This is a genomic window from Telluria sp. AZSoR62, assembly GCF_058111565.1.
Map to the genome: position 1 here is coordinate 1 of NZ_JBYTST010000014.1, position 25,106 is coordinate 25,106.

A 25,106-nucleotide genomic window follows, 5' to 3' on the forward strand; every position below is an offset into this window, starting at 1 on the left:
CGTGGGATTCGAAGCCTCGCGCATATTTGCGCGAGGGCGGCCCGCAGCATGTGGGCGAATCCCACCCTCTCCGCCAGTAGTCATAAAAAAGCTCCCGCACGGGAGCTTTTTTATTGCGTATGCGGAAGGAGTAAGCCGCCTGCGCGGCTTACGCGTGGGGTTCGAAGCCTCGCGCATATTTGCGCGAGGGCGGCCCGCAGCATGTGGGCGAATCCCACCCTCTCCGCCAGGTAGTAACGAGAAGGCTCCCCGATCGGGAGCCTTTTTCGTTTTCGCGTAAAACTCATTTTTTCCGTACGGATATCAAAGCCATCCAATGTGATGGCTTTTCCCGTTTCGTGTTGCAATGATGGCTTTCCGACAGGTAGGCTAGTTGGCAGGCGCAAGGCCGCTCCCGCATCCGACAACGACAGGAGACAAGATGAGCACGGAATCGAGCAACGACGAATCCCGCGACACCCAGCTGCGCGCCGACGCGCTGGAATACCACCGCAGCCCGACGCGGGGCAAGATCGAGGTGGTCGCCACCAAGCCGCTGTCGAACCAGCGCGACCTGTCGCTGGCCTATTCGCCGGGCGTGGCCTATGCCTGTGAGGAAATCGCCGCGGACCCGAACATGGCCGCCGAATACACGTCGCGCGCCAACCTGGTGGCCGTGATCACCAACGGCACCGCGGTGCTGGGCCTGGGCAATATCGGTCCGCTGGCCTCCAAGCCGGTCATGGAAGGCAAGGGCTGCCTGTTCAAGAAGTTCGCCGGGGTCGACGTGTTCGACCTGGAGCTGGACGAAATGGATCCGGACAAGCTGGTCGACGCCATCGCCATGCTCGAACCCACCGTCGGCGGCATCAACCTGGAAGACATCAAGGCGCCCGAATGCTTCTACATCGAGAAGAAGCTGCGCGAGCGGATGAACATCCCGGTCTTCCACGACGACCAGCACGGCACCGCGATCATCTCCACCGCCGCGCTGCTCAACGCGCTCAAGGTGGTGGGCAAGGACATCGGCAGCATCAAGCTGTGCGCCTCGGGCGCCGGCGCGGCGGCGATTGCCTGCCTGGACATGATGGTGCTGCTGGGCGTGAAGCGCGAGAACATTTTCGTGACCGATTCCAGGGGCGTGATCTGGGCCGGCCGCGAGGACAACATGGAAGCCAACAAGGCGCGCTACGCGCAATCGACCGATGCGCGCACGCTGGCCGACATCATGGTGGGCGCGGACGTGTTCCTGGGATGCTCGACCGCCGGCGTGCTCACCGGCGCCATGGTCAAGACCATGGCGGACCAGCCGGTGATCCTGGCGCTGGCCAACCCGGAGCCGGAAATCCGCCCGGAAGTGGCGCGCGCCGCGCGGCCGGACTGCATCGTCGCCACCGGCCGCTCGGACTATCCGAACCAGGTCAACAACGTCCTGTGCTTCCCCTACATCTTCCGCGGCGCGCTCGATTGCGGCGCTACCCGCATCACCGACGAGATGAAGCTGGCCTGCGTCACCGCGATCGCCGAGCTGGCCGAAGCCGAAGCCAGCGACGTGGTGGCCTCGGCCTACGAGGGCCAGGACCTGTCCTTCGGTCCCGAGTACATCATCCCGAAACCGTTCGATCCGCGCCTGCTGGCGGCGATCGCCCCGCGCGTGGCCGAAGCCGCCGCCGCGTCCGGCGTGGCGGCCCGCCCGATCCAGGACATGGACGCCTACCGCGACAAGCTGGCCCAGATGATCTACCACACGGGTTTCTTCATGAAGCCCGTGTTCGCCCAGGCCAAGGCGCATCCGCGCCGGGTCGCGTATGCCGAAGGGAGCGACCGCCGCGTGCTGCGCGCGGTGCAGACCGTGGTGGACGAGGGCATCGCCTATCCGGTGCTGATCGGCGAGAAGGACCAGGTCGAACGCGCGATCCGGGACGCGGGCCTGCGCCTGCAGCCGGACGTCGACTACACGCTGGCCGAGCAGGAAGGCGAGGCCAGCCTGCAGGGCGCGCGCCTGCTGGCGGCGGGGAAGGTCGATGCGCTCATCTGCGGCATGCAGGGCAGCTACGACAGCCACCTGGTGCACGTGCAGGAACAGATCGGCATGGCGCCCGGCGTGGGCGTGCTGGCCGCGATGAATGCCCTGGTGCTGGACAAGTACACGCTGTTCATCACCGATACCTATGTCAACGACCAGCCGACGGCGCCGGAACTGGCCGAGATCGCCCGCCTGGGCGCGGCGATGCTGCGCCAGTTCGGGCTGGAGCCGCGGGTGGCGCTGCTGTCGCATTCCTCGCTCGGCTCGTCCAACCGGCCTTCGGCGCGGCGCATGCGCGAAGCGCGCGCGCTGCTCAGGGAGACGGCGCCGGAGCTGTCGGTGATCGGCGAGATCCACGGCGACGCCGCGTTGTCGGAAGACATCCGCGCGCTCTACCAGATCCCGGACGGCTACGCGGGCAGCGCCAACCTCTTGGTGATGCCGTCGCTGGACGCGGCCAACATCCTGTTCAATGTGCTCAAGGTCGCGGCGGGCAAGGGCGTGACCGTCGGCCCGATCCTGCTGGGCGCGGCCAAGCCGGTGCACATCCTGAGTCCGAGCGCGACGGTGCGGCGCATCGTGAACATGACGGCGCTGGCGGCCGCGGCCGTGGATTGAGGCTCGCTCTGTTGGGCGTTTGATCTGCATCAAATCGCCCACCAATCAGCCAGAACAGACCCGGCGCGTTTCCACTCGAATGTGCACGGGCCGACTTCTGGAGCTTGTCATGTACAAGAGGATTTTGCTGCCAACCGACGGCTCGGAAGCCTCCGGGCGTGCCATCCAGGCCGGCGTCGACTTCGCCAGGAGCGTCGGCGCCGACGTGGTCGGCATGACCGCCACGCCGTCCTTCCATACCTTCACCACCGATGCGGAGATGCTCGAGCAGACCAGGGACGAGTACGCCGTCGCCGGCCGCGAGCGCGCCCAGCGCATGCTCGACGAGGTGGCCGCTGCCGCGCGCGATGCGGGGGTGGCCTGCAGCTGCGTGCAGCTTGAGTCCGACAACCCCTACGAAGCGATCATCTCCACCGCGCGCCAGCACGGTTGCGACCTGATCGTGATGGCCTCGCATGGCCGCAAGGGCGTCAAGGGCCTGCTGCTGGGCAGCGAGACGCAGAAGGTGCTGCTGCACAGCGCCATTCCCGTGATGGTGCACCGCTAGCAGGACCACGCCATGTACAAGCGCATCCTGGTGCCCACCGACGGCTCGTCGATTTCCCTGGGCGCCGCCGATTCGGCGATCGAACTGGCCCGTGCTTTCGGCAGCGAGATGGTGGCGCTGTCCATCGCCGTGCCCGAGCCGGTGTTGCAGTCGCTCGACGGCGCCATGGTGCTCGATCCCGGCCAGCAGGTCGACACACTGCTCGAACGGGCGAACGGCTTTGCCACGGCACTGGCCGCGCGCGCGCAGGCCGCCGGCGTGCAATGCCTGCCCGTCACCGCCTTCTCGCTCGACCCTGGCCTAGCCATCGTCGACGCGGTGCGCGAGCACGGCTGCGACCTGGTGGTCATGGGCTCGCACGGCAGGCGCGGCCTGAGCCGGCTATTGGCGGGGAGCGTGACGCAGGCGGTGCTGGCGTATGCGCCGGTGCCGGTCATGGTCTTGCGGCCCTCGCCGGGGGGCGAGGACGGGTAAACGCGCCCCTTCGTTGCAAGGCGCTTCAAGCGATGCTATTTCGCCGCCGGGCTGCGCGCCTGCGCCGCCACCACGTCCAGCAACTCGATCGGCAGCGGAAACACGATGGTCGAGGACTTGTCGCCCGCGATCGCGCCGAGCGTCTGCATATAGCGCAGCTGCATCGCGCCCGGCTGCTGGGCCAGCACGTAGGCGGCCTGCTGCAGCTTTTCGGAGGCCTGCAGCTCGCCCTCGGCATGGATCACCTTGGCCCGCCGCTCGCGTTCGGCCTCGGCCTGGCGGGCGATGGCGCGCACCATCGATTCGTCCAGGTCGACGTGCTTGATCTCGACATTGGCGACCTTGATGCCCCAGGCGTCGGTCTGGGCGTCGAGCACCTGCTGGATGTCCAGGTTCAGGCGCTCGCGCTCGGCCAGCATTTCGTCGAGCTCGTGCTTGCCGAGCACGGCGCGCAGCGTGGTCTGGGCCAGCTGGCTGGTCGCTTCCATGAAGTTGGCGACCTGGATGATGGCGCGCTCGGGGTCGACCACGCGGAAGTACAGCACCGCGTTGACCTTCACCGACACGTTGTCGCGCGAGATCACGTCCTGGGTCGGCACATCGAGCACGATGGTGCGCAGGTCGACCCGCACCATCTGCTGCAGCACCGGGACGATGATCACCAGCCCCGGCCCCTTCACTCCCCAGAAGCGCCCCAGCTGGAACACCACGCCGCGCTCGTATTCGCGCAGCACCCGGATCGCCGAGGCCAGCAGCGCCAGCAGCAGGAAGAACAGGCCGCCAAGGCCGAGTCCGATACCGGAAAACATCGTCATTCTCCTTTGGTGGGTGCGACGGGGACGACTTCCAGGGTCAGGCCGGCCCGCCCGACCACGTGTACGGTTTGCAGCGGATGCAGCGGCTCGACGCTGACGGCCCGCCACAGCTCGCCTTCGATGCGGACCCATCCTTCCCGGGCATTGCGCACGGCGACATTCTCCACCGCGCACAGCGCGCCGACCAGGCCGGCCGCGCCGCTGGTGACGGGGCGCCGGCGCGTTTTCAGGGCCAGCCGCGCCGTGCCGAACAGGACCAGGGCGCTGGCCACGGCCAGCGTGCCCACCAGGCCGGGCGGCACGCCGTAACCCGGCAGTTCGGTATCGATCAGCATCAGGGCGCCGGCGACGAATGCGGCGACGCCGCCCAGCCCGAGGATGCCGAAGCTGCGCAGGTAGGCTTCGCCGACCACGAAGGCCAGCCCCAGCACGATCAGGGCCAGGCCCGCGTAGTTCACCGGCAGCAGCTGCAGCGCGTACAGCCCCAGCAGCAGGCAGATGGCGCCGATCACGCCCGGCGCCACCGCGCCCGGGCTCATGAATTCGAACACCAGGCCGTAGATGCCGATGGTCATCAGGAGCAGGGCGACGGCGGGATTGGTGATCGCCGCCAGCACGTCGGTGCGCCAGTCCGGCAGGAACTCCACCAGGGCCGCGCCTTTGGTCGCGAGCTGGCGCTCCTGGCCCAGCACGGCAAGCTTGCGGCCGTCGAGCTGGGCCAGCAGGGCCGGCACGTCGGCGGCGACGAATTCGATGACGTCCTGCGCCAGCGCTTCGTCGGCGCTCAGGCTGACGGATTCGCGCACCGCGCGCTCGGCCCAGTCGGCATTGCGGCCGCGCAGTTGTGCCAGTCCGCGCAGGTAGGCTGCGGCGTCGTTCATGACCTTGGCCTTCATCGCCGATGGCGGCTCGGCCTTGCCGGCGCCAGCGTCTCCTTGCCCGTCCTTTTTCGGCGGCGCGCCCGGGGCAGGGTCGCCGGGGCCCGGCTGCTGCTGCCCGATCCCGATTTCCACTGGCCGAGCGCGCCGTCGATCGTCAGCAGGCCGATGCCGGCGGCCGCCCGGGCAGGGCGGGGCAGGAGCAGCGCAAGAAAGACGAGCAAGACGAGCACGGCGACATTCGCCGGCCTGCGGCAGGCGAGCCTGCCCCAATGCGTGATCCCTGGCTGGCGATATTCCCGGATAATCGACATGGCAGACCGTTCCCTGGGCGGCTACGTGATGAGTGACACCCGAACGTTCGCGAAGTTCATCGGGTCCGCTCCCATCGGCGCGCTCGGCGACGGCGCGGCCAACAGGAATATGCAAGAATCAATATCAAGCAGGACAATGCGGCGCCGCCCGGCGCCGGCTGATCGAGGAACAAAGGGAGGCAGGAGCATGGATGCACACGCCCGCTACCGCCCGGTGGCGTTCGGCGACGACGCGGTTCAGGTGCGCAGCGCCGGCGGCGCGACCTATGTGAAGGCAGTGGCGCCGCTGGACGCCTATGCCCTGCGCACGACCGACCGCCTGCACCATTGGGCGACGCAGGCGCCGGAGCGCAGCTTCATCGCGCGGCGCGGCGCCGGCGGCGCCTGGCGCCACGTCAGCTATGCCGAGGCGCTGCGCCAAGCGCAGGCGATCGGGCAGGCGCTCCTGCAGCGCGGCCTGTCGGCCACGCGGCCGGTGATCATCCTGTCCGGGAACAGCATCGAACACGCCATGCTGGCCCTGGCCTGCCAGTACATCGGCCTTCCCTACGCTCCGCTGTCCCCGGCCTATTCGCTGGCCTCGCCCGACTTCGGCAAGCTGCGCCACATCATGAAGCTGCTCGATCCCGGCCTGGTGTTCGCCGCCGACGGCCCCGCATTCGGTCCCGCGGTGGAGGCGGCCTGTGGCTGCGACGTCGAGTTCGTGGTGGTGGACGGCATGCCCGCGGGGCGCCCGGCGACCCCCTTCGCGGCGCTGGTGGACTCCCGTCCCGGGGCCGCGGTGGATGCGGCCATGCAGGCCGTGGGACCGGACACGATCGCCAAGTTCCTGTTCACCTCGGGTTCGACCGCAGCGCCGAAGGCCGTGGTGAATACCCACCGTATGTTGTGCAGCAATATGCAGGCGCTGCTGCAGGCCTGGCCCTTCCTGGCCGACGCGCCGCCGGTGCTGCTCGACTGGCTGCCATGGAACCACACCTTCGGCGGCAACAAGAGCTTCAACCTGGTCTTGTTCAACGGCGGCACCCTGTATATCGACGACGGCAAGCCGACCCCGGACGGGTTCGGGCAGACCATCGCCAACCTGCGCGAGATCGCGCCGACCATCCACTTCAACGTGCCCAAGGGATGGGACGACCTGGCGCACGCGCTCGCGCGCGATCCCGCCCTGCGCGAACGTTTCTACAGCCGCCTGCAGTTGCAGTTCCACGCCGGCGCCGCCCTGGCGCAGCCGGTCTGGGACATGCTCGACGCCAGCGCGGAAAGCGCCTGCGGCCAGCGCGTCCGGATGGCGACGGGCCTGGGCATGACCGAGACCGCGCCCTGCGCCCTGTTCACGATGCGCGAGGACGCGCGCGCGGGCGAAGTGGGTGTGCCCAGCCCCGGCCTGGAAGTGAAGCTGGCGCCGTGCGGCGACAAGCTCGAACTGCGCTACCGCGGCCCCGGCGTCACGCCAGGCTACTGGAAGGCACCGGCCGAGAACGCGCGGATGTTCGACGACGAGGGCTTCTTTTGCTCGGGCGACGCCGTCCAGTGGCGCGACGCCCGCCAGCCGCGGCTGGGATTCGTGTTCGACGGGCGCATGGGGGAAGACTTCAAGCTGTCGACCGGCACCTGGGTCGGCGTCGCCGCGCTGCGCGGCCGCGTGGTGCATGAGGGCGCGCCCTATGTGCAGGACGCGGTGGTCGCCGGCCATGACCGGGCGGAGGTCGGGCTGCTGATCGTCCCGAACCTGGCGCACTGCCGCAGCCTGGCCGGCTTGGGGGAATCGTCCAGCGCGGCGGAGGTGCTCGCCGCCGCACCGGTGCGCAGGGTGTTCGAAGGCCTGGTCCGGGGCCTCGGCCAGGGGGGCGGCAGCGCAAGCCGGGTAGCGCGCGCGCTGGTGCTGGCCGAGCCGCCCTCGGCCGAGCGCGGCGAAGTCACCGACAAGGGCTCGGTCAACCAGCGCGCCGTGCTGCGCGAGCGCGCCGCTTTGGTCGAACTGCTGTATGCGGGGCAGGACCCGGGCATCCTTTACCCGGGCTGGGCGGTCACATAGGCCTGCATCTGCGCGGCCGATAGGGGATGCGAGAAATAATAGCCCTGCACCGCGTCGCAGCGCTGCTCGCGCAGGAACGCGAGCTGCTCGGCCGTCTCCACGCCTTCCGCGACGACCGCGATGCCCAGCGTATGGGCCAGGGTGATGATGGCGCTGACCACGGTGCGCATCTCGGCGCTGTGCGCCAGCGGGCGGACGAATTCGATGTCGAGCTTGAGCACATTGATCGGCAAGTTGGTCAGGTGGCTCAGCGACGAATAGCCGGTGCCGAAATCGTCCAGCGCAATGGACAGGCCGCGCATGCTCAGCGCGTCGAGTACGCCGCGCCCGATCTCGTGGCTTTCGAACAAGGCGTGCTCGGTCAGTTCGATCGAAATGCCGTCGGCTCCCATGCCCGTGCGGTGCATGGCGGCGTCGATCAGCGCCACCATGTGGTAATCGGACAGCTCGCGCGCGCACAGGTTCAGGCCAACCGGATAACGTACCTGGCCGTCGGTGAACCCGATTGCTTCCTCGCACACGCGCTGCACGATCCACCGGCTCATGTCGGGGATCAGCCCGGATTTGCGAATCAGCTCGATCACTTCGGGAATCGGCCGTCCGGCCAGGCCGGGGTGGTCGCAGCGCAGCAGGGCTTCCACCGAGCGCAGCTTGCCGCTGTCGGTGGCGATGATCGGCTGGTACAGCAGGTGGAAGCTTTCGTCGCATACCGCCTGGCGCACCGCCGCCATGTCGCGGCCGTAGTTGCGCGATTCGACGTCGAGCTCGGGCGTGTAGTAGCCAAAATGATTGCGCCCGTTGTACTTGACCCGGTACAGCGCCACGTCGGCCTTGCGCAGCAGTTCGGCCGGAACCCAGCCATCGAGCGGGGCCACCGCGATGCCGATGCTGGCCGTGATCCGGACCTCGTGGCCCATCACCACCATCGGCTGCGCGAGCAGCGTGATCAGCTTGTTGGCCAGCACTGCGGCATCGATCGGCGAGCCGGCCCCGGTTTGCAGCACGGCGAATTCGTCGCCGCCGAAGCGGGCGACGGTGTCGGATGCGCGTGTCACGCTGGTGATGCGCTCGGCCACGATGCGCAGCACGTCGTCCCCCGCGCAATGGCCAAGGGTGTCGTTGACCTGCTTGAACAGGTCCAGGTCGATCAGGTGCAGGACCAGGGTGCCATTGGTGCGGATGCCCAGCGCTGCGGTTGCCGCGAGGCGTTCGTCGAAGACACGCCGGTTGCTCAGGCCCGACACGGTGTCGGTTTCGAGTTCCTGCAGCATCGCCTGGTCGTGCTGGTACCGTTCGGTCACATCCTGTGCGATGCGCATGAACCCGATATGTGCCTCGCTCGTGTCGAACATCGGCGTCAGGCGGCTTTCGATCCAGCGGCCATAGCCCGCTTCGAGCGCGTGATGCACCCGGGTGGCCTTGACTTCACCCTGTGCCAGGGCATTGTGCATCTCCTGCTGCGGCACGCCAGCCGCGCGTTCGCCTGGCGTGAACATCATGGCGCTGTCGGCGCCGACCATGCTATTGGACAGCCCGAACAGCGACTTTGCGCCCACGTTGCAGCTCACGAGAAGTCCCTCGCGGTCGGTGACCACGATCGCCACGCTGGAAGCGCTGGTGAGCATGGCGCGCAGCAGCTCGGGGCCCGTCATGACAAGTGTGCTCCTTGTGGCGGTGGGGATCCGGGGACAGACCAGTCTTCCGATTGTACGCCGCGCCGCGCCCGGTGTCGCGCCGTATTGGCGGAACAAGCAACGGCCGCGCCGCCGGGGCGCCGCCTAGCCCTTGTGGCGGATGGCGTCGATCACCAGGGCCAGTGCGCGCGACGCGTGCCTGCGGCTCGGGTAGTAGGCGTGCAGGCCCGGGAATTTCGGGCACCAGTCCTGCATCACGCTTACCAGGCGCCCTTCGCGCACATGGTTGGCAACCAGGTCTTCGGTGAGATAGGCGATGCCGCAGCCGCTCAGCGCAGCGCCCAGCATGTGGTAGCCGGTGGTGAACATCGACTGGCCGCGTACGCGCAGCTCCAGCGCCTGGCCTTCGCGCTCGAGCTCCCAGGCGTAGATGCCGCCGCTGCTGGCCAGGCGCAGGGTGATGCAGTTCTGCTTCATCAGGTCCTGCGGCGTGGCGGGGACGGCATGCCAGGCGAAATAGGCAGGGGAGGCGACGATCATGGTCTGCACGTCGGGCGTGAGGCGCACCGCGACCATGTCCTTCTCCACCTGGTCGCCATAGCGCACGCCGATGTCGTAGCGGTCGGCCGCGATGTCGACCATGCGGTAGTCGGCGGTGATCTCGACATGCAGGTCGGGGTAGTGCGGCAGGATGGGCGCGAGCCGCGGCCACAGGACGTTGTCGATGACGTTATCGATGGCGGTGATGCGGATGGTGCCGGCCGGCTTGTCGCCCAGGTCGCTCACCGCCGCGATCTCCGCCTCGATCTCGTCGATGCGCGGGGCCACGTTCAGCATCAGCCGCTCGCCGGCTTCGGTGGGCGAGACGCTGCGGGTGGTGCGGGTGAGCAGGCGCACGCCCAGGCGCGCTTCGAGCGAGCGCACGATATGGCTCAGCGCCGACTGGGTCATGCCGAGTTTCGCCGCCGCGCGCGTGAAGCTGCGTTCGCGGGCCACGGCGATGAAGACGAGGATGTCGTTGATGTTTTCGCGGGCCATGGGTGTCTGTGGTCGTTCATGATGGGGTGTATTCAATACTAGCAGCGATTGATGATCTGCGTTCATAAGCCCATGCGAATGCCGGCCCGTTCGTGCTGCAGCTTTGCCACTACCATGCTGGACGTGGCTGGCCACGACCCTGCCCAGGCACGCCGGAGCGGGCGGCGGCCTGATGGTGGCGGCGGTGCAGCTGGCCATCATGCTCGGCGCACTGGTGGGCGGGGTGTTGTTCGATGCCAGCGGCTATCGGGCGACCTTCGGGCTGAGTGCGGGCCTGCTGGTGGTCGCTGCCGTGTTCGCGGCGCTCGCGGCGCGCGCGGGCCGCGCGCCGGTTCATGCGTCGATCGCTTAAGGAATCAGGCGCTGCGCCCGCAGCCGCGCAAACAAATCGAAGAACGACGCATCGGTTGCCTGGTAGGCCGTAAAGCCCAGGCGCCGGCTGTTGGCCATGTCGGTCATCACCTCCAGCGGCCGGCCCAGGTCCAGGTCCGTATGCCAGGCGGACGCCAGCCGGTCGAGATTGGGCTCCACCAGATCATGGCGCCCCGCGATCTCGCGCCACAGCCCGGCATCGTTCGCCATCGCTGCCTCCAGCGGACGAACCGTACCGTCGAAGCCCGCGGCCTGAACGCCGAACCATTCGGCCAGCTTCGGCCACAGCCAGCTCCAGCGGAACACGTCGCCGTTGACGATATTGAAGGCTTCGTTGCGCGCCGCGTCGGTGTCGGCCGCCCACACCAGCTGCCTGGCCAGCATGCGCGCGTCGGTCACGTCCGACAGGCCCTTCCACTGCGCCTCGGAACCGGGGAACTGGAAGGGACGCCCGGTCTCCTTGCAGATGGTGGCGTAGACGGCCAGCGTGGTGCCGAGGTTCATGGCGTTGCCCACGGCCAGGCCGATGATCGTGTGCGGGCGGTGCACGGACCAGGTGAAGCGGTCGCGTGCGGCCGCGGCATAGACTTCGTCTTCCTGCGCATAGTAGAAATTCTCCAGCGGCAGGCGGGGCTGGCTTTCGCGCAGCGGGGTGTCGGGCAGGGTGCCGGAGCTGGCATAGGCTTCGAACGGGCCGAGGTAGTGCTTCAGGCCCGTGACCAGGGCCACATGGCGCAGGCTGTTTTGCGGCGACAGGGCATCGAGCAGGTTGCGCACCAGGGCCGCATTGACGCGGATGTTCTCGGCCTCGGTGTCCTGGCGCATCCAGGTGGTGATGAAGACATGGGTCGGGGCGACGCCGGCCAGGGCCTGCGCGAGCCCCGCCGCATCGAGCAGGTCGGCGGCGACGTGGCGCACGCCCGGCAGGTCTTGCGGCGCGCGGCGCGACAGGCCGATTACTTCCCATCCTTGCGCCAGCAATTCGCGGGCCAGGTGGTTGCCGCCGATGCCGGTGATACCTGCGATGAGGGCGCTGCGTTTCATGGAATGCTCCTGATCAGAATGGGCATTCATTCTACGTGGCGGCCCTGGAAGCTGCGCACCGTTGCCGATTCAACATGGTCTGCCGCCAGGAGACCACAACGCAATGTAAATCGTCGGCGGGCTTGAAATACTCCGGTTATACTCCATTTAGAGTATAAGGAGCCCAAACATGAAACTCGTCCCATCCCCGCAGCGCCTGCCCGACAGCGATAAAGTCACCGTCAACGTCGGCCTGGTCGACCTCGCCCAGATGGATTTGCTGGTCGGCGAAGGCTTTTATTCGAACCGCACCGATTTCGTTCGAACGGCCATCCGCAACCAGCTGCAGGTGCATGCCGAATCGATCCGGCAGACCGTGGTGCGCAAGCGCTATGTGCTCGGGCAGCACCGCTATTCGCGCCGCGAGCTGGAAGAGGTCGTGGCCTCCGGCCAGCGCCTCGAGATCCACGTGCTGGGCCTGGCCGTCATCGAAGACGACGTCACGCCCGAGCTGGCCGACCAGGCGATTGCCTCGGTCCAGGTCCTCGGCGCATTCATTGCCGCACCCGCCACCCGGCAGGTGCTGGCAGACCGCCTACTCTCGCAATAAAGGAATTCCCATGAAACAACTAGACCAGTTCGTCCAGCACATGATGGAGTCAGCCAAGCTGGTCCGTTCGAATAACCCGTCCGGCGCGGCCGACGTCATCCAGCGCGCCCTGCAGCAGGCCGGCCTGGCGCCGCAGATGGAAGCGACGCGCGAGTCCGCGCAGGCCGGCTTCGGCGCCGATGCGCAGCCCGCCTTCGTCGACCTGAATCCACCGCCCGCCTTCGGCCGCGGCGCCGCGCCGCGCAAGCCCGCCCGCAAGCGTCCCTTGCCCAAGGGCGCCGACTTCTGGAAGCAGCGGCCGCCGGCGGCGCCCGAAGAGCTGGCGCCCGGCACGGTCGTCGACGGCAGCTTCGCCTGCAGCGCCGGCCAGCGCCGCTACAAGCTGTATATCCCGGCCAAGGCGGCCCAGGGGCCGCGTCCATTGATCGTGATGCTGCACGGCTGCACCCAGAACGCGGGCGACTTCGCCGCCGGCACCGGCATGAACCTGGTGGCCGAAGAGCAGGGCTGCCTGGTGCTGTATCCGGAGCAGGACCGCAGCGCCAACCATAACGGCTGCTGGAACTGGTTCGACGCTGCCCAGCAGCTACGCGACCAGGGCGAGCCGGCGATCCTGGCCGGCATGACGCGCAAAATATTGGCCGAGCAGGGCGCCGACGGCAAGCGGGTGTTCGTGGCCGGCCTGTCGGCGGGCGGCGCGATGGCGGCCATCCTCGGCGCCGAGTACCCGGACTTGTACGCGGCAGTCGGCGTGCATTCGGGCCTGGCCGCCGGCAGCGGCAAGGACATGATCTCGGGCCTGCACGCCATGAAAAAGCCCGGCAAGGCCGCGAACCTTGCGAAGGCGGTCCCGGTCATCGTCTTCCACGGCGACGCCGACCATGTGGTCAGCCCGGGCAATGGCGACGCGGTGCTGCGCCAGTTCGCCGACGCCCACCCGAAGTCGGGCAGCGGCGCCTTGAGCAAGGAGTCGAGCCGCGGCCAAACGGGGCGCGCCTATACCAGGACCAGCTGGCGCGACGCCGGCGGGCGCCGCCACGCGGAGCAGTGGGTGGTGCACGGCGCGGCGCACGCCTGGATGGGCGGCAAGCCGGCCGGTTCGCATACGGATGCGAACGGCCCCTGCGCCTCGACCGAGATGCTGGCCTTCTTCCTGGAGCAGGGCGGCCAGTCAGGAAAAGCGCGCTAACGCCGGACCGCGTGCAGCCACACCGCCGCGATCCGTTCGACGTCTTCGTAGCCCGGCTCGCCGAGCTGGCCGCCGAAGATGTCCGGATCGAGCTCGTCGTACTTCCAGTGGTCGCACAGGGCGTCGAGATCCGGCCGGATCGCTTCCAGGAATTCGTCCACCGGGCCGGCGATCGCTACGCCCGTGTACAGCATCAGGCAGCCGCCCGGGCGCAGCCGCGCCAGGCTTTCCTTGACGATGCGCACCGACAGCTCGGCGCCGCGCATGCCGCCGCCGTGGCGGTAGGGCAGCTCGCACGGGTCCAGCACATAGGGCGGGTTCGACACCACCAAATCAAAATCGCCCTCGACCCCGTTGAACAAATCGCTTTTCACCGCCGTGAGGTTGCGCACCCCGGCCAGTTCGGTGTTGACCACGGCCAGGGCCAGCGCCTTGGTGTTGATGTCGGCCGCCACCACGTCGGCATGCGGGAAGGCGCGGGCGATCGCCAGCGCGCCGGCTCCGCCGCCGCAACCGAGGTCGATCGCCCGCACCGGGCCCGAACCCAGCCAGGGAAAGGCGCGTTCCATGGTGCCCACGAAGCGGTAGGTGTCGGGGCCGAAGAAGACGGCGTCGTCGTCCTTGGTGGGGTAAGCCGAGTGGAATACCAGCAGCTCGCCCAGGCTGGAGGCGCGCAGCGTCGAGCGCAGCAGGCTGCCATCGCGTTCGAGGATGCCCGCTTCGCGCATCAGCGCCAGCAACTCGGGCGCGATGTCGTTTTCGGCGAAGGGCCGGCTCCAGCCGAAGATCCCGCGCAGGTCGGCGCTGCGTTCGTTGCCGGGACGGCGGTTGATGCGGCGGTGGGTGGCGGGGGTGACCGTGATGAAACGGTAGGCTTGGGCGCGCAGGTAGCGTCCCAGTTCGACCAGGGCGGTGGCATGGGGAGTCGTCATGGCAGAAGTTTCGCATGCGCCGCGCAGCTGCACCGTGCGCGACCGCACTTAGGCTCCCGGCGCCATCTATATCAGAGCGGATATTTCCCCTGCTATGTGAGCACTCGAACATACCGAACCCGGCCCCTTGTCCATACTCGAACAGACAACATTCAACGCGCGAGCGGGGGTAACAGCATGGGCAACAAGGGCATCGATTCACCGGCGGGCAGGCTCGAGCGGGAAGTCGCGCGCGAGCGCCATGAGCGCGAGCTGCAGGACGAGGCGAAGGCCGGGCTGGCCACGCACGACGATTTCCGTACCAAGGATGCGCGCGAGCGCGACGATACGAGCACGCTCAGGCGCCATCCGGGCCGCTGATGCGGCCCCAGGCAGCGCCCGGCAAAAAACAGACATGAGGAGGCAGGACAATGAAGTGGGAAGGTGACCGGCAGAGCGACAACGTGGAGGACCGCCGCGGCGGCGGCGGCGGCGGAGGCGGAGGCTTCGGCGGCTTTGGCGGCAAGTCGATCGGGATCGGCACCCTGGTGCTGGCGCTGATCGGCAGCGCCGTGTTCGGCATCGACCCGAGCGTCTTCCTCGGCGGCGGCGGGCCGGTGCAGGTCCAGCAGCCGCCCCAGGGACCGGCCGCCGCGCCCGCGAACGACCGCGAGACCCAGTTCGTCAAGACCACGCTGGCCTATACCGAAGACGTCTGGGCGCAGATCTTCAAGGAGCAGGGCGCGCAATACCAGCCGGCCCGGCTGGTGCTGTTCGAGCGGGGCACCGATACCGCCTGCGGCAGGGGACAAAGCGCCACCGGGCCGTTCTATTGCCCGGCCGACCGCCAGGTGTATATCGACCTGAGTTTCTTCCGCCTGATGCAGCAGCGCTTCAATGTGGAAGGCGAATTCGCCCAGGCCTATGTGATTGCCCATGAGGTGGGTCACCACGTGCAGAACCTGCTGGGCGTGTCCGGCCAGGTCCATAACGCCCAGCAGCGCGCTTCCGAAAAAGAAGGCAATGCGCTGTCGGTGCGCCTGGAACTGCAGGCCGACTGCTTCGCCGGCGTGTGGGCCAACCGCACCAACCAGCGCGAACAGATCCTGGAGAAGGGCGACGTCGAGACCGCCCTGGCGGCGGCCACCGCCATCGGCGACGACGCCCTGCAGCGCCAGTCGCAGGGCCAGGTGGTGCCCGATTCGTTTACCCACGGCAGCTCGGCCCAGCGCGTGCGCTGGTTCACCCGCGGCCTGGAAAGCGGCAAGGTCGAGCAGTGCAATACCTTCGACGCGCGACAGCTGTAGGTCGTTCGCTGTAGGACTAGTTCCCGACGGGCGCCATTGGCGCCCGTTTTTGTTCAAAAAGCGTCGTTCGTTTCCGTGCGCGTATCGCCTTCCTTAGCAATCTGACATAACGTAATTGTCCCATGCCTGCCAAGCGGCAGGCGCCGTAATCCGACCAAGACCTATATCAAGGAGGACTTATGCTGGCTATGAACTACCGCGGGCCGTACCGCGTCCGCGCCGAACACAAGCCCGATCCCGTCATCGAGCACCCCGGCGACGCCATCGTGCGCGTCACCCGCTCGTGCATCTGCGGCTCGGACCTGCACCTGTACCATGGCCTGGTGCCCGACACCCGCGTCGGCCACACCTTCGGCCACGAGTTCATCGGCGTGGTGGAAGAAGTCGGCCCCGGAGTCCAGAAGCTCAAGGTGGGCGACAAGGTGCTGGTGCCGTTCAACGTGTTCTGCGGGTCCTGCTTCTTCTGCGACCGCGAGCTCTACGGCAATTGCCACAACATGAATGCGCAGTCCACCGCGGTCGGCTCGATCTACGGCTATTCGCATACGGCCGGCGGCTACGACGGCGGCCAGGCCGAACTGGTGCGCGTGCCGATGGCCGACGTCGGCCCGATGATCATCCCCGACGACATCCATGACGACGACGCCGTGCTGCTGACCGACGCGGTGCCGACCGGCTACCAGGCCGCCGAGATGGGCGACATCAAGGAAGGCGATACCGTGGTCGTGTTCGGCGCCGGGCCGGTCGGCATCTTTGCCGCCAAGTCGGCCTGGCTGATGGGGGCGGGGCGCGTGATCGTGGTCGACCACGTCGAATACCGCCTCGAATTCGTCAAGCGCTATGCCCAGTGCGAGATCGTGAACTTCAAGGAAGTGCGCGACATGGCCGAGCACATCAAGAAGATGACCGACTGGATGGGCGCCGACGTCTGCATCGACGCGGTCGGCTGCGAAGCCTCGGGCAATGCCATGCAAACCCTCACCGGCCGCTACATGATGGCGCAGGCGGGCTCGGCCACGGCGCTGCACTGGTGCATCAACTCGGTGCGCAAGGGCGGCAACGTGTCGATCGTCGGCGTGTATGGACCGACCTTCAATGCGGTCCCGATCGGCAATGCGCTGAACAAGGGCCTCACCCTGCGCATGAACCAGGCCAGCGTGCGGCGCCACCTGCCGCGCCTGATCGAGCACATCCGCGCCGGGCGACTGAATCCGAAGGAAATCATCACCCACCGGGTCCCGCTGGAAGAAGTGTCGGATGCGTATCACATCTTCTCGGAGAAGCTCGACGAGTGCATCAAGACCGTCCTGATCCCGCCCAACGCCAACCAGGTGCGCAAGGTCGCGGCCAGCGCCACGAATTAAGGAGCGAAAATGGAACACGATATGGTTGAACACAAGCACATGGATGAGAAAAAGCGCGATCACGACCACGATCACGGCCACATCCAGCAGCACCCGGGCCAGGGCCACATCGCCCCGCGCCGTCCCTCGCGCGACGAGCTGCAGCACATCAACGGCTGGGGCGCCGACCTCGACCGCAAGGACCGTCCCGGCGTGCCGATGGAACGCACCCCCCCGCGCTTCATCAACCAGCCTGCCGGCGACCCGCCGCAACAGCAGGAAAAGGTCGAGGTGCTGGTCTCGAGCGAGCGCCCTGGCATCACCCAGCTGTTCGGCACGGTGCAACCGCCGTCGGGCCTGTCGGGCATGATCCGGCGCGCGGCCTTCAAGGCCAGCGAGAACGACCTGCGCCACTGGCTGCTCCTGCTGCTGGCCGACCGCGTGAACGTGGTCGAGGGCATTGCCCAGGACCTGGCGCGCGGGCATATCCCGAACGTGCTGGGCGAGATGGGGATCAAGGCCGAGATGAAGCACAACCCGGCCGGGCTGGCCAAGAAGGTGGCGATTGCCGCGGCCGTGGTCGGCACGGCGGTCTACCTGATGAACCGCCGCGACCGCGACGATGACGACCGCTACGTGGAGTACGAGCGCAGCGACCGCGACGGGCGCGAGCGCTACCGCAGCTACCGCTGAGCGACGGAGGCGGCCACGCCCGTGGCCGCCTCTTCGATCCGGACCGGCGCGCCAGGGGAGCGAGGGCGGGGCGCTGCCGGCTTGCCCTTGGCCGGCTTGCGGCGGAACTTGATCCAGATAACCAGGCCGGTGATGAAGAAGCCCAGCGGCGTCAGGCCGGCCGCGCTCACCAGGATCCGCCCGGCCAGCCCGAAGGCTTCGCCGGTATGCAGTGGATACAGGGTGCTCACCACCCAGTCGCCGCCGCGCGCGGCCAGCGGGTCCAGCACGCGCAGCACCGCGCCGCTGCCGGCATCGACGCTCACGCGGGTGGCGCCGTCGCCGTGGCGCAGCTCGCCCGGCTGGCGTACCCGCACCTCGAAAGGCTGCCCGGGCTTGCCAGGGAATCCGATGCGCGAGACCCGTCCTTCCGGATAGCGCGCCTGCGCCGCCGCGGCCGCCTCGCCCGCGTCGATGCGCGGGGCCTCATTGCTGCTCAGGTTCGCCACCTTGGCATTGGGCGTGACCGGCCCGGCCACCTGGATGGCCGGCAAGACCCAGGCCGGCATATTGAAATACACCCCCGAGAAGGCCAGCACCAGCAAGACCGGCGCCGTATAGAAACCGGCCGCGCGGTGCAGCTGGAAGCTGAACTTTGGCCAGTTGCCGCCGCGCCGCACCGTGACGGCGTGTACGAAGGCCTTGAGCGTCGGCTTGGGCCACCACACCACGATGCCGGTGAGCGTGAGCAGCATCAGCGCCACGCCCTGCACGGCGATGACCAGTTTGCCCGCCTCGCCCGACATCAGATAGCGGTGCAGGTGGAACAGGGTCGGCATCAGGAGCGGGCGCGACAGGCCTGCCTCGCCCCAGTTGCGTTCGCCCAGGACGCGCGCGTCGAACGGGTCCAGCATCACCTGGCGCGTGACGCCCTGTTCCCAGCTCGATGCCGGCTTGGCGGCCCGGTACCAGGCCACATACACGTCGCCATGCACCGCGGGCAGGAACAGGGTGTCGGGACGGCCGTAGGCCGGGTCGTTCGCCAGGCGCGCCGCCACCGCGGCGATCGCAGCGGGCGCCGGGCGGGCCGGCGCGCCCGCCACGGTTCCCGGCGGGGCCGCCACCTGCAGCAGGCCCGGATTGAGCCAGGCGTCGAGTTCGTGGCGCCAGCCGATCACGGCGCCGGTCAGGCCCTGCAAGACCAGGATCGTGCCGAACACGAGGCCGGCCCACAGGTGGATGGTGCGGATGGATGCTTTCATGGACGAGATCATAAACCGAAATGAGAATGATTCCTATTGTGTTAATACATGAGAATCGTTATCATCTGCGCCTGTTTCCGTCCGAGACCCGAATCCCTTATGCGCAAGTCGATGTTGATGAAGCCGGTTTCCTTCGCCGTGGCTGGCGCCTGTCTGCTCATGGCGGCGCCGCAGGCCGCCGCCTGGCAGGCTTCCGGCGAGCCGGGGCAGGAGGCCGAGCAGGCCACGGTGGTCGTCACCGCCACCCGCACCGCCAAGGCCGTGGACAAGATCCCGGGCGCGGTCTCGGTCATCACCCAGCAGGAATTGTCGACCCAATACCTGATCGCGGACGACCCGTCGCAGGCGCTGGCGACCTATGTGCCGGGCTATGCGCCGAGCCGCCAGAAGATGACCTCGACCGGCGAATCGCTGCGCGGTCGCCAGCCGCTGATCCTGCTCGACGGCATCCCGCAATCGAACCCGCTGCGCGCCGGCATGCGCGAAGGCTATTTTGCCGACAGCGCCATCATCGAGCGCATCGAGGTGATCAACGGCGCCTCGGCCATGCAGGGCATGGGCGCAACCGGCGGCATCATCAACTACATCACCAAGACCCCGCGCGCCATGGGCACGGCCTATACGGTCAATGCGCGCCTGGCCAGCCAGTTCGAGTCCGACAGCCTGGACTGGAAGACCGGCCTGGCGGTCACCCACAAGTCGGCAGCCTTCGACCTGCTGGCCTATGCCAGCGTGCAGCGGCGCGGCATGGGCTACGACGGCAGCGGGCGCCGCCTGGGCATCGACAGCGTGCAGGGCGACACCCTCGACTCGCACGGCGACGACCTGTTCCTCAAGATGGGCAAGGATTTCGGCGCCCAGCGCCTGCAGCTGAGCCTGAACCGCTTCAACCTGAGCGGCGACGGCGACTACCGCAATGCCCCCGGCGTGGTGGCCGAGGGCGTGCCCACCAGCTCGCTCCCGGGCACCCCGCCGGGCGCGCCGGCGCGCAACAGGGTGCGCAGCGCCAGTCTCGACTACCGCCACGCCGAGCTGGCCGGCGGCCTGCTGTCGGCGCAGTTCTTCTCGCACGATTTTTCCTCGCTCTACGGCGCTACCAACACCTCGACCTTCCAGGACCGCGGCATCGCGCCGGTCGGCACCCTGTTCGACCAGTCGCAGGTGGTGGCCGACAAGATCGGCTCGCGGATTACCTGGTCGCGTCCCGACCTGCTGGTGCAGGGCCTGGAGCTGACCGCCGGCCTGGACTGGCTGCGCGACCATACGCAGCAGCGCCTGGCCGCCACCAACCGCACCTGGGTGCCGGAACTGAAATTCCGCTCGCTCGCGCCCTTCGCCCAGCTCGAATACGAGTTCGGGCCGGTCACGCTGCGCGGCGGCGTGCGGCGCGAAGACGCCAAGCTCGAAGTCGACACCTACACCACCCTGGCCGCCTACGGCAGCCGCCGTGTGGAAGGGGGCTCGGCGGAGTTCACCAAGGCGGTCAAGAACATCGGCGCCGTGTGGCGCTTCGCGCCGCAATGGTCGGCCTTTGCCGCCAGCTCGGAAGGCTTCGGCCTGCCCGACGCAGGCCTGGTGCTGCGCGGCGTGACCCTGGCCAACCAGTCGGTCTCCAGCCTGATCAGCCTGCAGCCCATCGTCACCCGCAACAACGAGGTCGGCATCAACTGGCGCGGCGCGTCCGGCCAGTTCGGCCTGTCGCGCTACGATTCGCGTTCCAAGCTGGGCAGCGTCATCCGCATCAACTCGGCCGGCATCGGCCTCGTCGAGCGGGTGCCGACCACCGTCAAGGGCTGGGAAGCGAATGGCGAATGGCGCCCGCACGCCGACTGGACCGTCTTCGGCACCTGGGCCCGCACCGATGGCAAGACCGCCGCGGCGCAAGGCGCGCCGCTCGACCTGGACCTGGGCGCGCGCTCGCAGGGACCGAACAAGGCGGTCGCAGGCGCCAACTGGCGCCTGGCCCCTGAAGCCCAGCTGCGGCTGCAGGCCGTCCATTTGCGCGACCGCGACATCAACGTTGGACGCCGTGTCGGTACCAGCAATCTCGAGGAGCACTTCAAGGGCTATACGCTGGCCGACGCCGCGCTCACCTGGGAGAGCAGCCTGGGACGATTCGGCCTGTCCATCGAGAACCTGTTCGACCGCCAGTACGTCGGCTATTACTCGCAATCGGCCGCCGCGGTGGACGCCGCCAATACCTACGCCGGCCGCGGCCGTACCTTCGCGCTGAGCTGGAGCCGCAGCCTCTAAGTCCGCGCAGTCATTGCGTTTGAGCAAATCCGTCCGGCCGGGCTCGTCCACACTGGTCGATGCACGGCCCGTTTGGGGGCCGTGCTTCCACGGACGGAGACGAGATGACCCCGCACACCACCTTCCCGGCCGCGCTGCTCGGCGCTGCCTTGCTGCTTGCGCACCTGCCGCTGGCCGCGGCGCCCACCATGAGTCCCCCCACCACGCTCAGCGCCAAGGCGAAAGCCTCGGTGCTCGGCCAGCTGGCGGGGCAGCGCCAGGCCAAGGGCCTGGACCAGGACCATCATTACAAGCTGACCGCCCAGCATCCGGGCGCCAACGGCACCCAGGTGCTGCGCGCCGCGCACACCTACAAGGGCTTGCGCGTGTTCGGCTCCGACTCGGTGGTGGTGCTCGACAAGAGCGCGAAGGTGCTGTCGGAATCGGCCTCGGAACGCCGCCTGCACCTGGGCAAGGGCAGCGCCAACCGGTTCGGCGCGCTCACCGCCAGCTTCAGCGTGCAGCCGCAGATCTCGACCAAGGCCGCGATGGCCGCGGCGCTGGCCACGCAGGTGGAGGGCGCGGTGCACGTGGTGGCGCCGCGCGCCGAGCTGCTGATCTATCCGGTGATGCGCATGCAGCGCGTGGTCGGCGCCGGCGCCAAGGAAGACGCCGAACTCAATGCGCTGGACGTGCAGGACACGGTCGACCGCTACGAGCTGGCCTACCTGGTCAGCACCCGCATGCTGCTGAAAGACCGGCCGGTGTATGTCGATACCGTGGTCAGCGCGCGCGACGGCGCCGTGCTCGACCAGTGGAACATGCTGCAGACCGTGCTCGGCACGGGAAAAAGCCAGTACAACGGCGAGGTGCCAATCAGCACCACGCTATCCAACGGCAGCTACCAGATGCTCGACCCCGAGCGCGGCAAGGGCGGCACGTTCGGGGCGATGGCGATCACCAATGCCAACAACGGCAGCAGCGCCGGCAAGGTCTATACGAACGCCACCAACATCTGGGGCGACGGCAAGCAGTTTGTCGAAGGCGGCAGCACCACGGGCGCCAATGGCCAGACGGCGGCGGTGAACGCGATGTGGGGACTGATGAACACCTATGACGCGCACAAGAACACGCTGGGCTGGCGCTCCCTCGACGGCCGCGACACCGCCACCTATATCGCGGCCCACGTCAACCGCGGCTATGACAACGCCTATTACAGCGATACCTGCCGCTGCATGTTCATCGGCGACGGCACCTATTTCACCAGCCTCGGATCGATCGACGTGATCGGCCACGAGATGGGGCACGGGATCACCGCGGCGACCTCGGACCTGATCTATACGGGGGAATCGGGCGGGCTCAACGAATCGTCCTCGGACATCTCGGGCGAGGTCGTCGAAGCCTATGCGCGCGCGGGCGGCAAGGGCGAGACCTTCCCGGACGAGGGCAACGACTGGCAGCTGGGCACCGAGATCAGCCGCAATGCGACGCCGCTGCGCTGGATGTACCGCCCGAGCAAGGACGGCAGCAGCCTTGATGCCTGGAGCAGCGCGCTGCGCCGGCTGGATGTGCACTACAGCAGCGGTCCGAACAACCGCATGTTCTATTTCCTGGCCAAGGGTTCGCGCGCCGACAGTGCGGGCGACTACTACAGCAAATACCTGGTGAAGCAGCCAAGCGCGATGACCGGCATCGGCATGGACAAGGCTTTCCGCATCTGGTTCCATGCGAACACGACCAAGTTCACGTCCTCGACCAATTACGCCGACGCCCGCGCCAAGATGATCGAGGCGGCCGAAGAGCTCTACGGCAAGGACGGGAAGGAAGCGATCGCCGTGCAGCGCGCTTATGCGGCGATCAATGTCGGGGCGGACGTGGACGAGCCGGCGCCGCCCCCGGGGACCTGAGTTACTGGTGGCTCAATCCGTCATCAGGGGATGCGGGTTGAGCGGCGTACCTTTCCACCACTGCTTCTCGGGCGTCAGCTCGACCACCGAGAAGTGCAGGTGCGGCGCGTTCGGGTCGGAATTGCCGGTCACGCCGACATAGCCGAGCACGTCGCCGCGCTTGAGCTCCATGCCTTCCTTGATGCCGTCGGCGTAGCGGTCCAGGTGCGCGTAGTAATACGCGTACTTCCCGCTCGGGTCGAACTGGTACAGGGTCGTTCCGCCTGGTTTACTCTGGAACAGCTTCTCGACCTTGCCGTCGGCCGCGGCCACGACCGGCGTGCCTTTCGCGGCCATGATGTCGAGTGCTTCATGGTGGCGCTGGTTGCCGCGCGGCTGGTCGAAGGTGTCGGTGAGGCTGGCTGCCTTGACCCCCTGCACCGGCACCAGGAGCTTGCCCGGTCCCGCCACCGCATCGGCCGGGGCCTGGGCGTTGGCGGTCGACTGCGCGCTCGATGGCCGCAGCGGCAGGTCCGCCTCGGCCAGGTCGGTCTGCACCACCGAGCCCGACGCCGCGGCGTCAACCGGCGGCGCGGCGGGCGCGACCACCGGCGCCGGCGGGGCGGTCGCCACCACCGGGGCCGGATCGTCCGGAATCTCGCGCAGCCACAGGAACAGGCCGCTGGCGCCGACCAGCACGCCCAGCAGGAAAGTCATCAGCCATTTCATTCTTGTTCTCCGATCACTTCGTTAAGGAATAGTAGGGGTTACTCCTGCAGCACGACTTCCAGGCCCTTGGCAACCGCACCGGCCACTTCGGCGGCGCTCCAGTTGGTCAGGCGGATGCAGCCGTGCGATTCGGTCTTGCCGACGTGGCCCGGCACCGGAGTGCCGTGGATGCCATAGTGCGGCTTGGACAGGTCGATCCAGACCACACCGACCGGATTGTTCGGGCCGGGCGCGATCTTGGCCTTCTTGTCGCCCGGTTCGGCATCCCAGAACAGTTTCGGGTTGTAGTGGTAGGTCGGGTTGGCGTGCACGCCCTCGATCTTCCAGGTGCCGATCGGCAGCGGGTCGTTGGCGCTGCCGGTCGAGACCGGGTACTGGGCGAGCATGGCGCCGCTTGCATCGAACAGCTGCAAGGTACGGGCGCTGCCGTCGACGACGACCTTGGTTGCCTTGGCCAGCGGCGGCTTGCCGATCACGTTCGGCACCTGGATCTGCGTCCCGGCGGTGTTCAGGTCCTTGCCCTGGTTCAGGCTCGCGATCATGGCCGGCTTGGCGTGGAATTTCTCGCCCAGGCCTTCGAGCACGTTTTCATAGCCCAGGGTCTTGAGCGAAGCCTTGTCCATCATCTCGGTCGGGATGGTCTCGAAGGGACCGGCCACGTCGGACTCGGCCAGGGTATAGGTGGTGAGGGTCGGGCTGTTGTCGGCATTGAGCGCATTCCAGGTTGCCTCGTCGAGCTTGCCGGTCACGGGCAGCTTGCGCGCGGCCTGGAAGCCGCTCAGGGCCTGGCGCATGTTCGAACCATAGGCGCCGTCGATCTCGCCCGGCGAGAAGCGGGCGCGGTCGAGCAGCACTTGCGCGCGCAGGTTGCGCTCGAATTGCATCTGCTTGGCGCTGGCTGGCGTGGCGCGCGCAGGCGCTGCCGTCGCCATGGCGGCGGCTTGCGGCGCGGCGGGTGCGGCCTGCATCGGCGCGGCCGGGGTGGCTGGCTGCGCCGGCGAAGCCTGTGCCGGCACCAGCACGGCCTGCTGGGCCTGGGCGATTGGAAGGGCTGCCATCAGGCTGGCCAGGAGGAGGGGGGCGGTAGGGAATTTTTTCATTTGATTTCCTGCAATGCTTGCGTTTGGAAACCTCAGAGTAGTGTGGCGCCGGGGGCGGGTCTGTGCGTCACCGAACTCTACGGAAAGAGCCTGGCGGCGCTACAATCGC

The 25,106-nt window shown here is 67.9% G+C and carries 22 protein-coding genes and 1 pseudogene; 13 read left to right on the forward strand and 10 right to left on the reverse strand.

Annotation, left to right across the window (positions count from 1 at the left end):
- Nucleotides 1–421 precede the first annotated feature (421 nt).
- The 3 genes from AC3XQU_RS19285 to AC3XQU_RS19295 all read left to right on the forward strand — a co-directional run bounded on the left by AC3XQU_RS19285 (nucleotide 422) and on the right by AC3XQU_RS19295 (nucleotide 3,644).
- Complete coding sequence (locus AC3XQU_RS19285; protein WP_489875779.1) at nucleotides 422–2,623, forward strand: NADP-dependent malic enzyme; 2,202 nt, start codon at nucleotides 422–424, stop codon at nucleotides 2,621–2,623.
- 109 nt (nucleotides 2,624–2,732) lie between these two features.
- Complete coding sequence (locus tag AC3XQU_RS19290) at nucleotides 2,733–3,170, forward strand: universal stress protein (protein ID WP_489875780.1); 438 nt, start codon at nucleotides 2,733–2,735, stop codon at nucleotides 3,168–3,170.
- 12 nt (nucleotides 3,171–3,182) lie between these two features.
- Nucleotides 3,183–3,644 carry a universal stress protein gene (locus tag AC3XQU_RS19295; protein ID WP_489875781.1) on the forward strand — a complete coding sequence of 154 codons (462 nt, stop codon included), beginning with the start codon at nucleotides 3,183–3,185 and terminating at the stop codon, nucleotides 3,642–3,644.
- Nucleotides 3,645–3,679: 35 nt separating this feature from the next.
- On the opposite strand, the gene AC3XQU_RS19300 is transcribed toward AC3XQU_RS19295, so the two are convergent.
- The 3 genes from AC3XQU_RS19300 to AC3XQU_RS19310 are packed head-to-tail and all read right to left on the reverse strand — an operon-like array spanning nucleotide 3,680 to nucleotide 5,651.
- Complete coding sequence (locus AC3XQU_RS19300) at nucleotides 3,680–4,453, reverse strand: slipin family protein (RefSeq protein WP_489875782.1); 774 nt, start codon at nucleotides 4,451–4,453, stop codon at nucleotides 3,680–3,682.
- Between the two features lie 2 nt (nucleotides 4,454–4,455).
- Nucleotides 4,456–5,340 carry an NfeD family protein gene (locus tag AC3XQU_RS19305; RefSeq protein WP_489875783.1) on the reverse strand — a complete coding sequence of 295 codons (885 nt, stop codon included), beginning with the start codon at nucleotides 5,338–5,340 and terminating at the stop codon, nucleotides 4,456–4,458.
- Between the two features lie 11 nt (nucleotides 5,341–5,351).
- The gene (locus AC3XQU_RS19310; RefSeq protein WP_489875784.1) at nucleotides 5,352–5,651 is read right to left on the reverse strand and encodes a hypothetical protein; all 300 of its coding nucleotides are present in this window, start codon (nucleotides 5,649–5,651) and stop codon (nucleotides 5,352–5,354) included.
- Between the two features lie 187 nt (nucleotides 5,652–5,838).
- On the opposite strand from AC3XQU_RS19310, the gene AC3XQU_RS19315 reads away from it, so the two are divergent.
- The gene (locus tag AC3XQU_RS19315; RefSeq protein WP_489875785.1) at nucleotides 5,839–7,689 is read left to right on the forward strand and encodes a feruloyl-CoA synthase; all 1,851 of its coding nucleotides are present in this window, start codon (nucleotides 5,839–5,841) and stop codon (nucleotides 7,687–7,689) included.
- Here the strand turns inward: AC3XQU_RS19315 and AC3XQU_RS19320 are convergent.
- Nucleotides 7,665–9,341, reverse strand: a complete 1,677-nt coding sequence (locus AC3XQU_RS19320) for a putative bifunctional diguanylate cyclase/phosphodiesterase (protein ID WP_489875786.1) — start codon at nucleotides 9,339–9,341, stop codon at nucleotides 7,665–7,667. The genes AC3XQU_RS19315 and AC3XQU_RS19320 overlap by 25 nt on opposite strands.
- 126 nt (nucleotides 9,342–9,467) lie before the next feature.
- Nucleotides 9,468–10,361: a LysR family transcriptional regulator gene (locus AC3XQU_RS19325; RefSeq protein ID WP_489875787.1), complete on the reverse strand. Its 894-nt coding sequence runs from the start codon at nucleotides 10,359–10,361 to the stop codon at nucleotides 9,468–9,470.
- Between the two features lie 100 nt (nucleotides 10,362–10,461).
- Here AC3XQU_RS19325 and AC3XQU_RS19330 point away from each other — a divergent pair.
- Nucleotides 10,462–10,713 (forward strand): annotated as a pseudogene (locus tag AC3XQU_RS19330) (MFS transporter); the annotation flags it as partial.
- Here AC3XQU_RS19330 and AC3XQU_RS19335 read toward each other — a convergent pair.
- Entirely contained in the window at nucleotides 10,710–11,777 is a 1,068-nt protein-coding gene (locus tag AC3XQU_RS19335) for an SDR family oxidoreductase (RefSeq protein ID WP_489875788.1), read from the reverse strand. The pseudogene AC3XQU_RS19330 and the gene AC3XQU_RS19335 sit on opposite strands and share 4 nt — an antisense overlap.
- A 169-nt stretch (nucleotides 11,778–11,946) precedes the next feature.
- Between AC3XQU_RS19335 and AC3XQU_RS19340 the strand changes: the two genes are divergently transcribed.
- Nucleotides 11,947–12,366, forward strand: a complete 420-nt coding sequence (locus AC3XQU_RS19340; protein ID WP_489875789.1) for a CopG family transcriptional regulator — start codon at nucleotides 11,947–11,949, stop codon at nucleotides 12,364–12,366.
- Nucleotides 12,367–12,376: 10 nt separating this feature from the next.
- Nucleotides 12,377–13,555, forward strand: a complete 1,179-nt coding sequence (locus tag AC3XQU_RS19345; RefSeq protein ID WP_489875790.1) for an extracellular catalytic domain type 1 short-chain-length polyhydroxyalkanoate depolymerase — start codon at nucleotides 12,377–12,379, stop codon at nucleotides 13,553–13,555.
- Here AC3XQU_RS19345 and AC3XQU_RS19350 read toward each other — a convergent pair.
- On the reverse strand, nucleotides 13,552–14,487 hold the full coding sequence (locus AC3XQU_RS19350; RefSeq protein WP_489875791.1) for a methyltransferase: 936 nt from the start codon (nucleotides 14,485–14,487) through the stop codon (nucleotides 13,552–13,554). The two genes, AC3XQU_RS19345 and AC3XQU_RS19350, sit on opposite strands and share 4 nt — an antisense overlap.
- Nucleotides 14,488–14,664: 177 nt before the next feature.
- Here AC3XQU_RS19350 and AC3XQU_RS19355 point away from each other — a divergent pair, with 177 nt between their 5' ends.
- The 4 genes from AC3XQU_RS19355 (at nucleotide 14,665) to AC3XQU_RS19370 (ending at nucleotide 17,809) form a co-directional block, all read left to right on the forward strand.
- Nucleotides 14,665–14,847, forward strand: coding sequence for a hypothetical protein (locus AC3XQU_RS19355; protein ID WP_489875792.1), 183 nt, complete (start codon nucleotides 14,665–14,667; stop codon nucleotides 14,845–14,847).
- Nucleotides 14,848–14,897: 50 nt separating this feature from the next.
- Nucleotides 14,898–15,773, forward strand: a complete 876-nt coding sequence (ypfJ, locus tag AC3XQU_RS19360) for a KPN_02809 family neutral zinc metallopeptidase (protein ID WP_489875793.1) — start codon at nucleotides 14,898–14,900, stop codon at nucleotides 15,771–15,773.
- Between the two features lie 179 nt (nucleotides 15,774–15,952).
- The gene (locus AC3XQU_RS19365) at nucleotides 15,953–17,137 is read left to right on the forward strand and encodes a zinc-dependent alcohol dehydrogenase (protein WP_489875794.1); all 1,185 of its coding nucleotides are present in this window, start codon (nucleotides 15,953–15,955) and stop codon (nucleotides 17,135–17,137) included.
- A gap of 9 nt (nucleotides 17,138–17,146) precedes the next feature.
- Nucleotides 17,147–17,809, forward strand: a complete 663-nt coding sequence (locus AC3XQU_RS19370) for a hypothetical protein (RefSeq protein WP_489875795.1) — start codon at nucleotides 17,147–17,149, stop codon at nucleotides 17,807–17,809.
- Here AC3XQU_RS19370 and AC3XQU_RS19375 read toward each other — a convergent pair.
- Nucleotides 17,800–19,050: a PepSY-associated TM helix domain-containing protein gene (locus AC3XQU_RS19375; RefSeq protein ID WP_489875796.1), complete on the reverse strand. Its 1,251-nt coding sequence runs from the start codon at nucleotides 19,048–19,050 to the stop codon at nucleotides 17,800–17,802. The genes AC3XQU_RS19370 and AC3XQU_RS19375 overlap by 10 nt on opposite strands.
- Before the next feature lie 99 nt (nucleotides 19,051–19,149).
- On the opposite strand from AC3XQU_RS19375, the gene AC3XQU_RS19380 reads away from it, so the two are divergent.
- Nucleotides 19,150–21,303 carry a TonB-dependent receptor gene (locus tag AC3XQU_RS19380; RefSeq protein ID WP_489875797.1) on the forward strand — a complete coding sequence of 718 codons (2,154 nt, stop codon included), beginning with the start codon at nucleotides 19,150–19,152 and terminating at the stop codon, nucleotides 21,301–21,303.
- 104 nt (nucleotides 21,304–21,407) lie between these two features.
- Nucleotides 21,408–23,189: a M4 family metallopeptidase gene (locus AC3XQU_RS19385; RefSeq protein WP_489875798.1), complete on the forward strand. Its 1,782-nt coding sequence runs from the start codon at nucleotides 21,408–21,410 to the stop codon at nucleotides 23,187–23,189.
- Between the two features lie 12 nt (nucleotides 23,190–23,201).
- On the opposite strand, the gene AC3XQU_RS19390 is transcribed toward AC3XQU_RS19385, so the two are convergent.
- Together AC3XQU_RS19390 and AC3XQU_RS19395 are read right to left on the reverse strand one after the other, a co-directional pair.
- Nucleotides 23,202–23,897: a M23 family metallopeptidase gene (locus tag AC3XQU_RS19390; protein WP_489875799.1), complete on the reverse strand. Its 696-nt coding sequence runs from the start codon at nucleotides 23,895–23,897 to the stop codon at nucleotides 23,202–23,204.
- Nucleotides 23,898–23,935: 38 nt separating this feature from the next.
- Complete coding sequence (locus AC3XQU_RS19395; RefSeq protein WP_489875800.1) at nucleotides 23,936–24,997, reverse strand: L,D-transpeptidase family protein; 1,062 nt, start codon at nucleotides 24,995–24,997, stop codon at nucleotides 23,936–23,938.
- Nucleotides 24,998–25,106 lie beyond the last annotated feature (109 nt).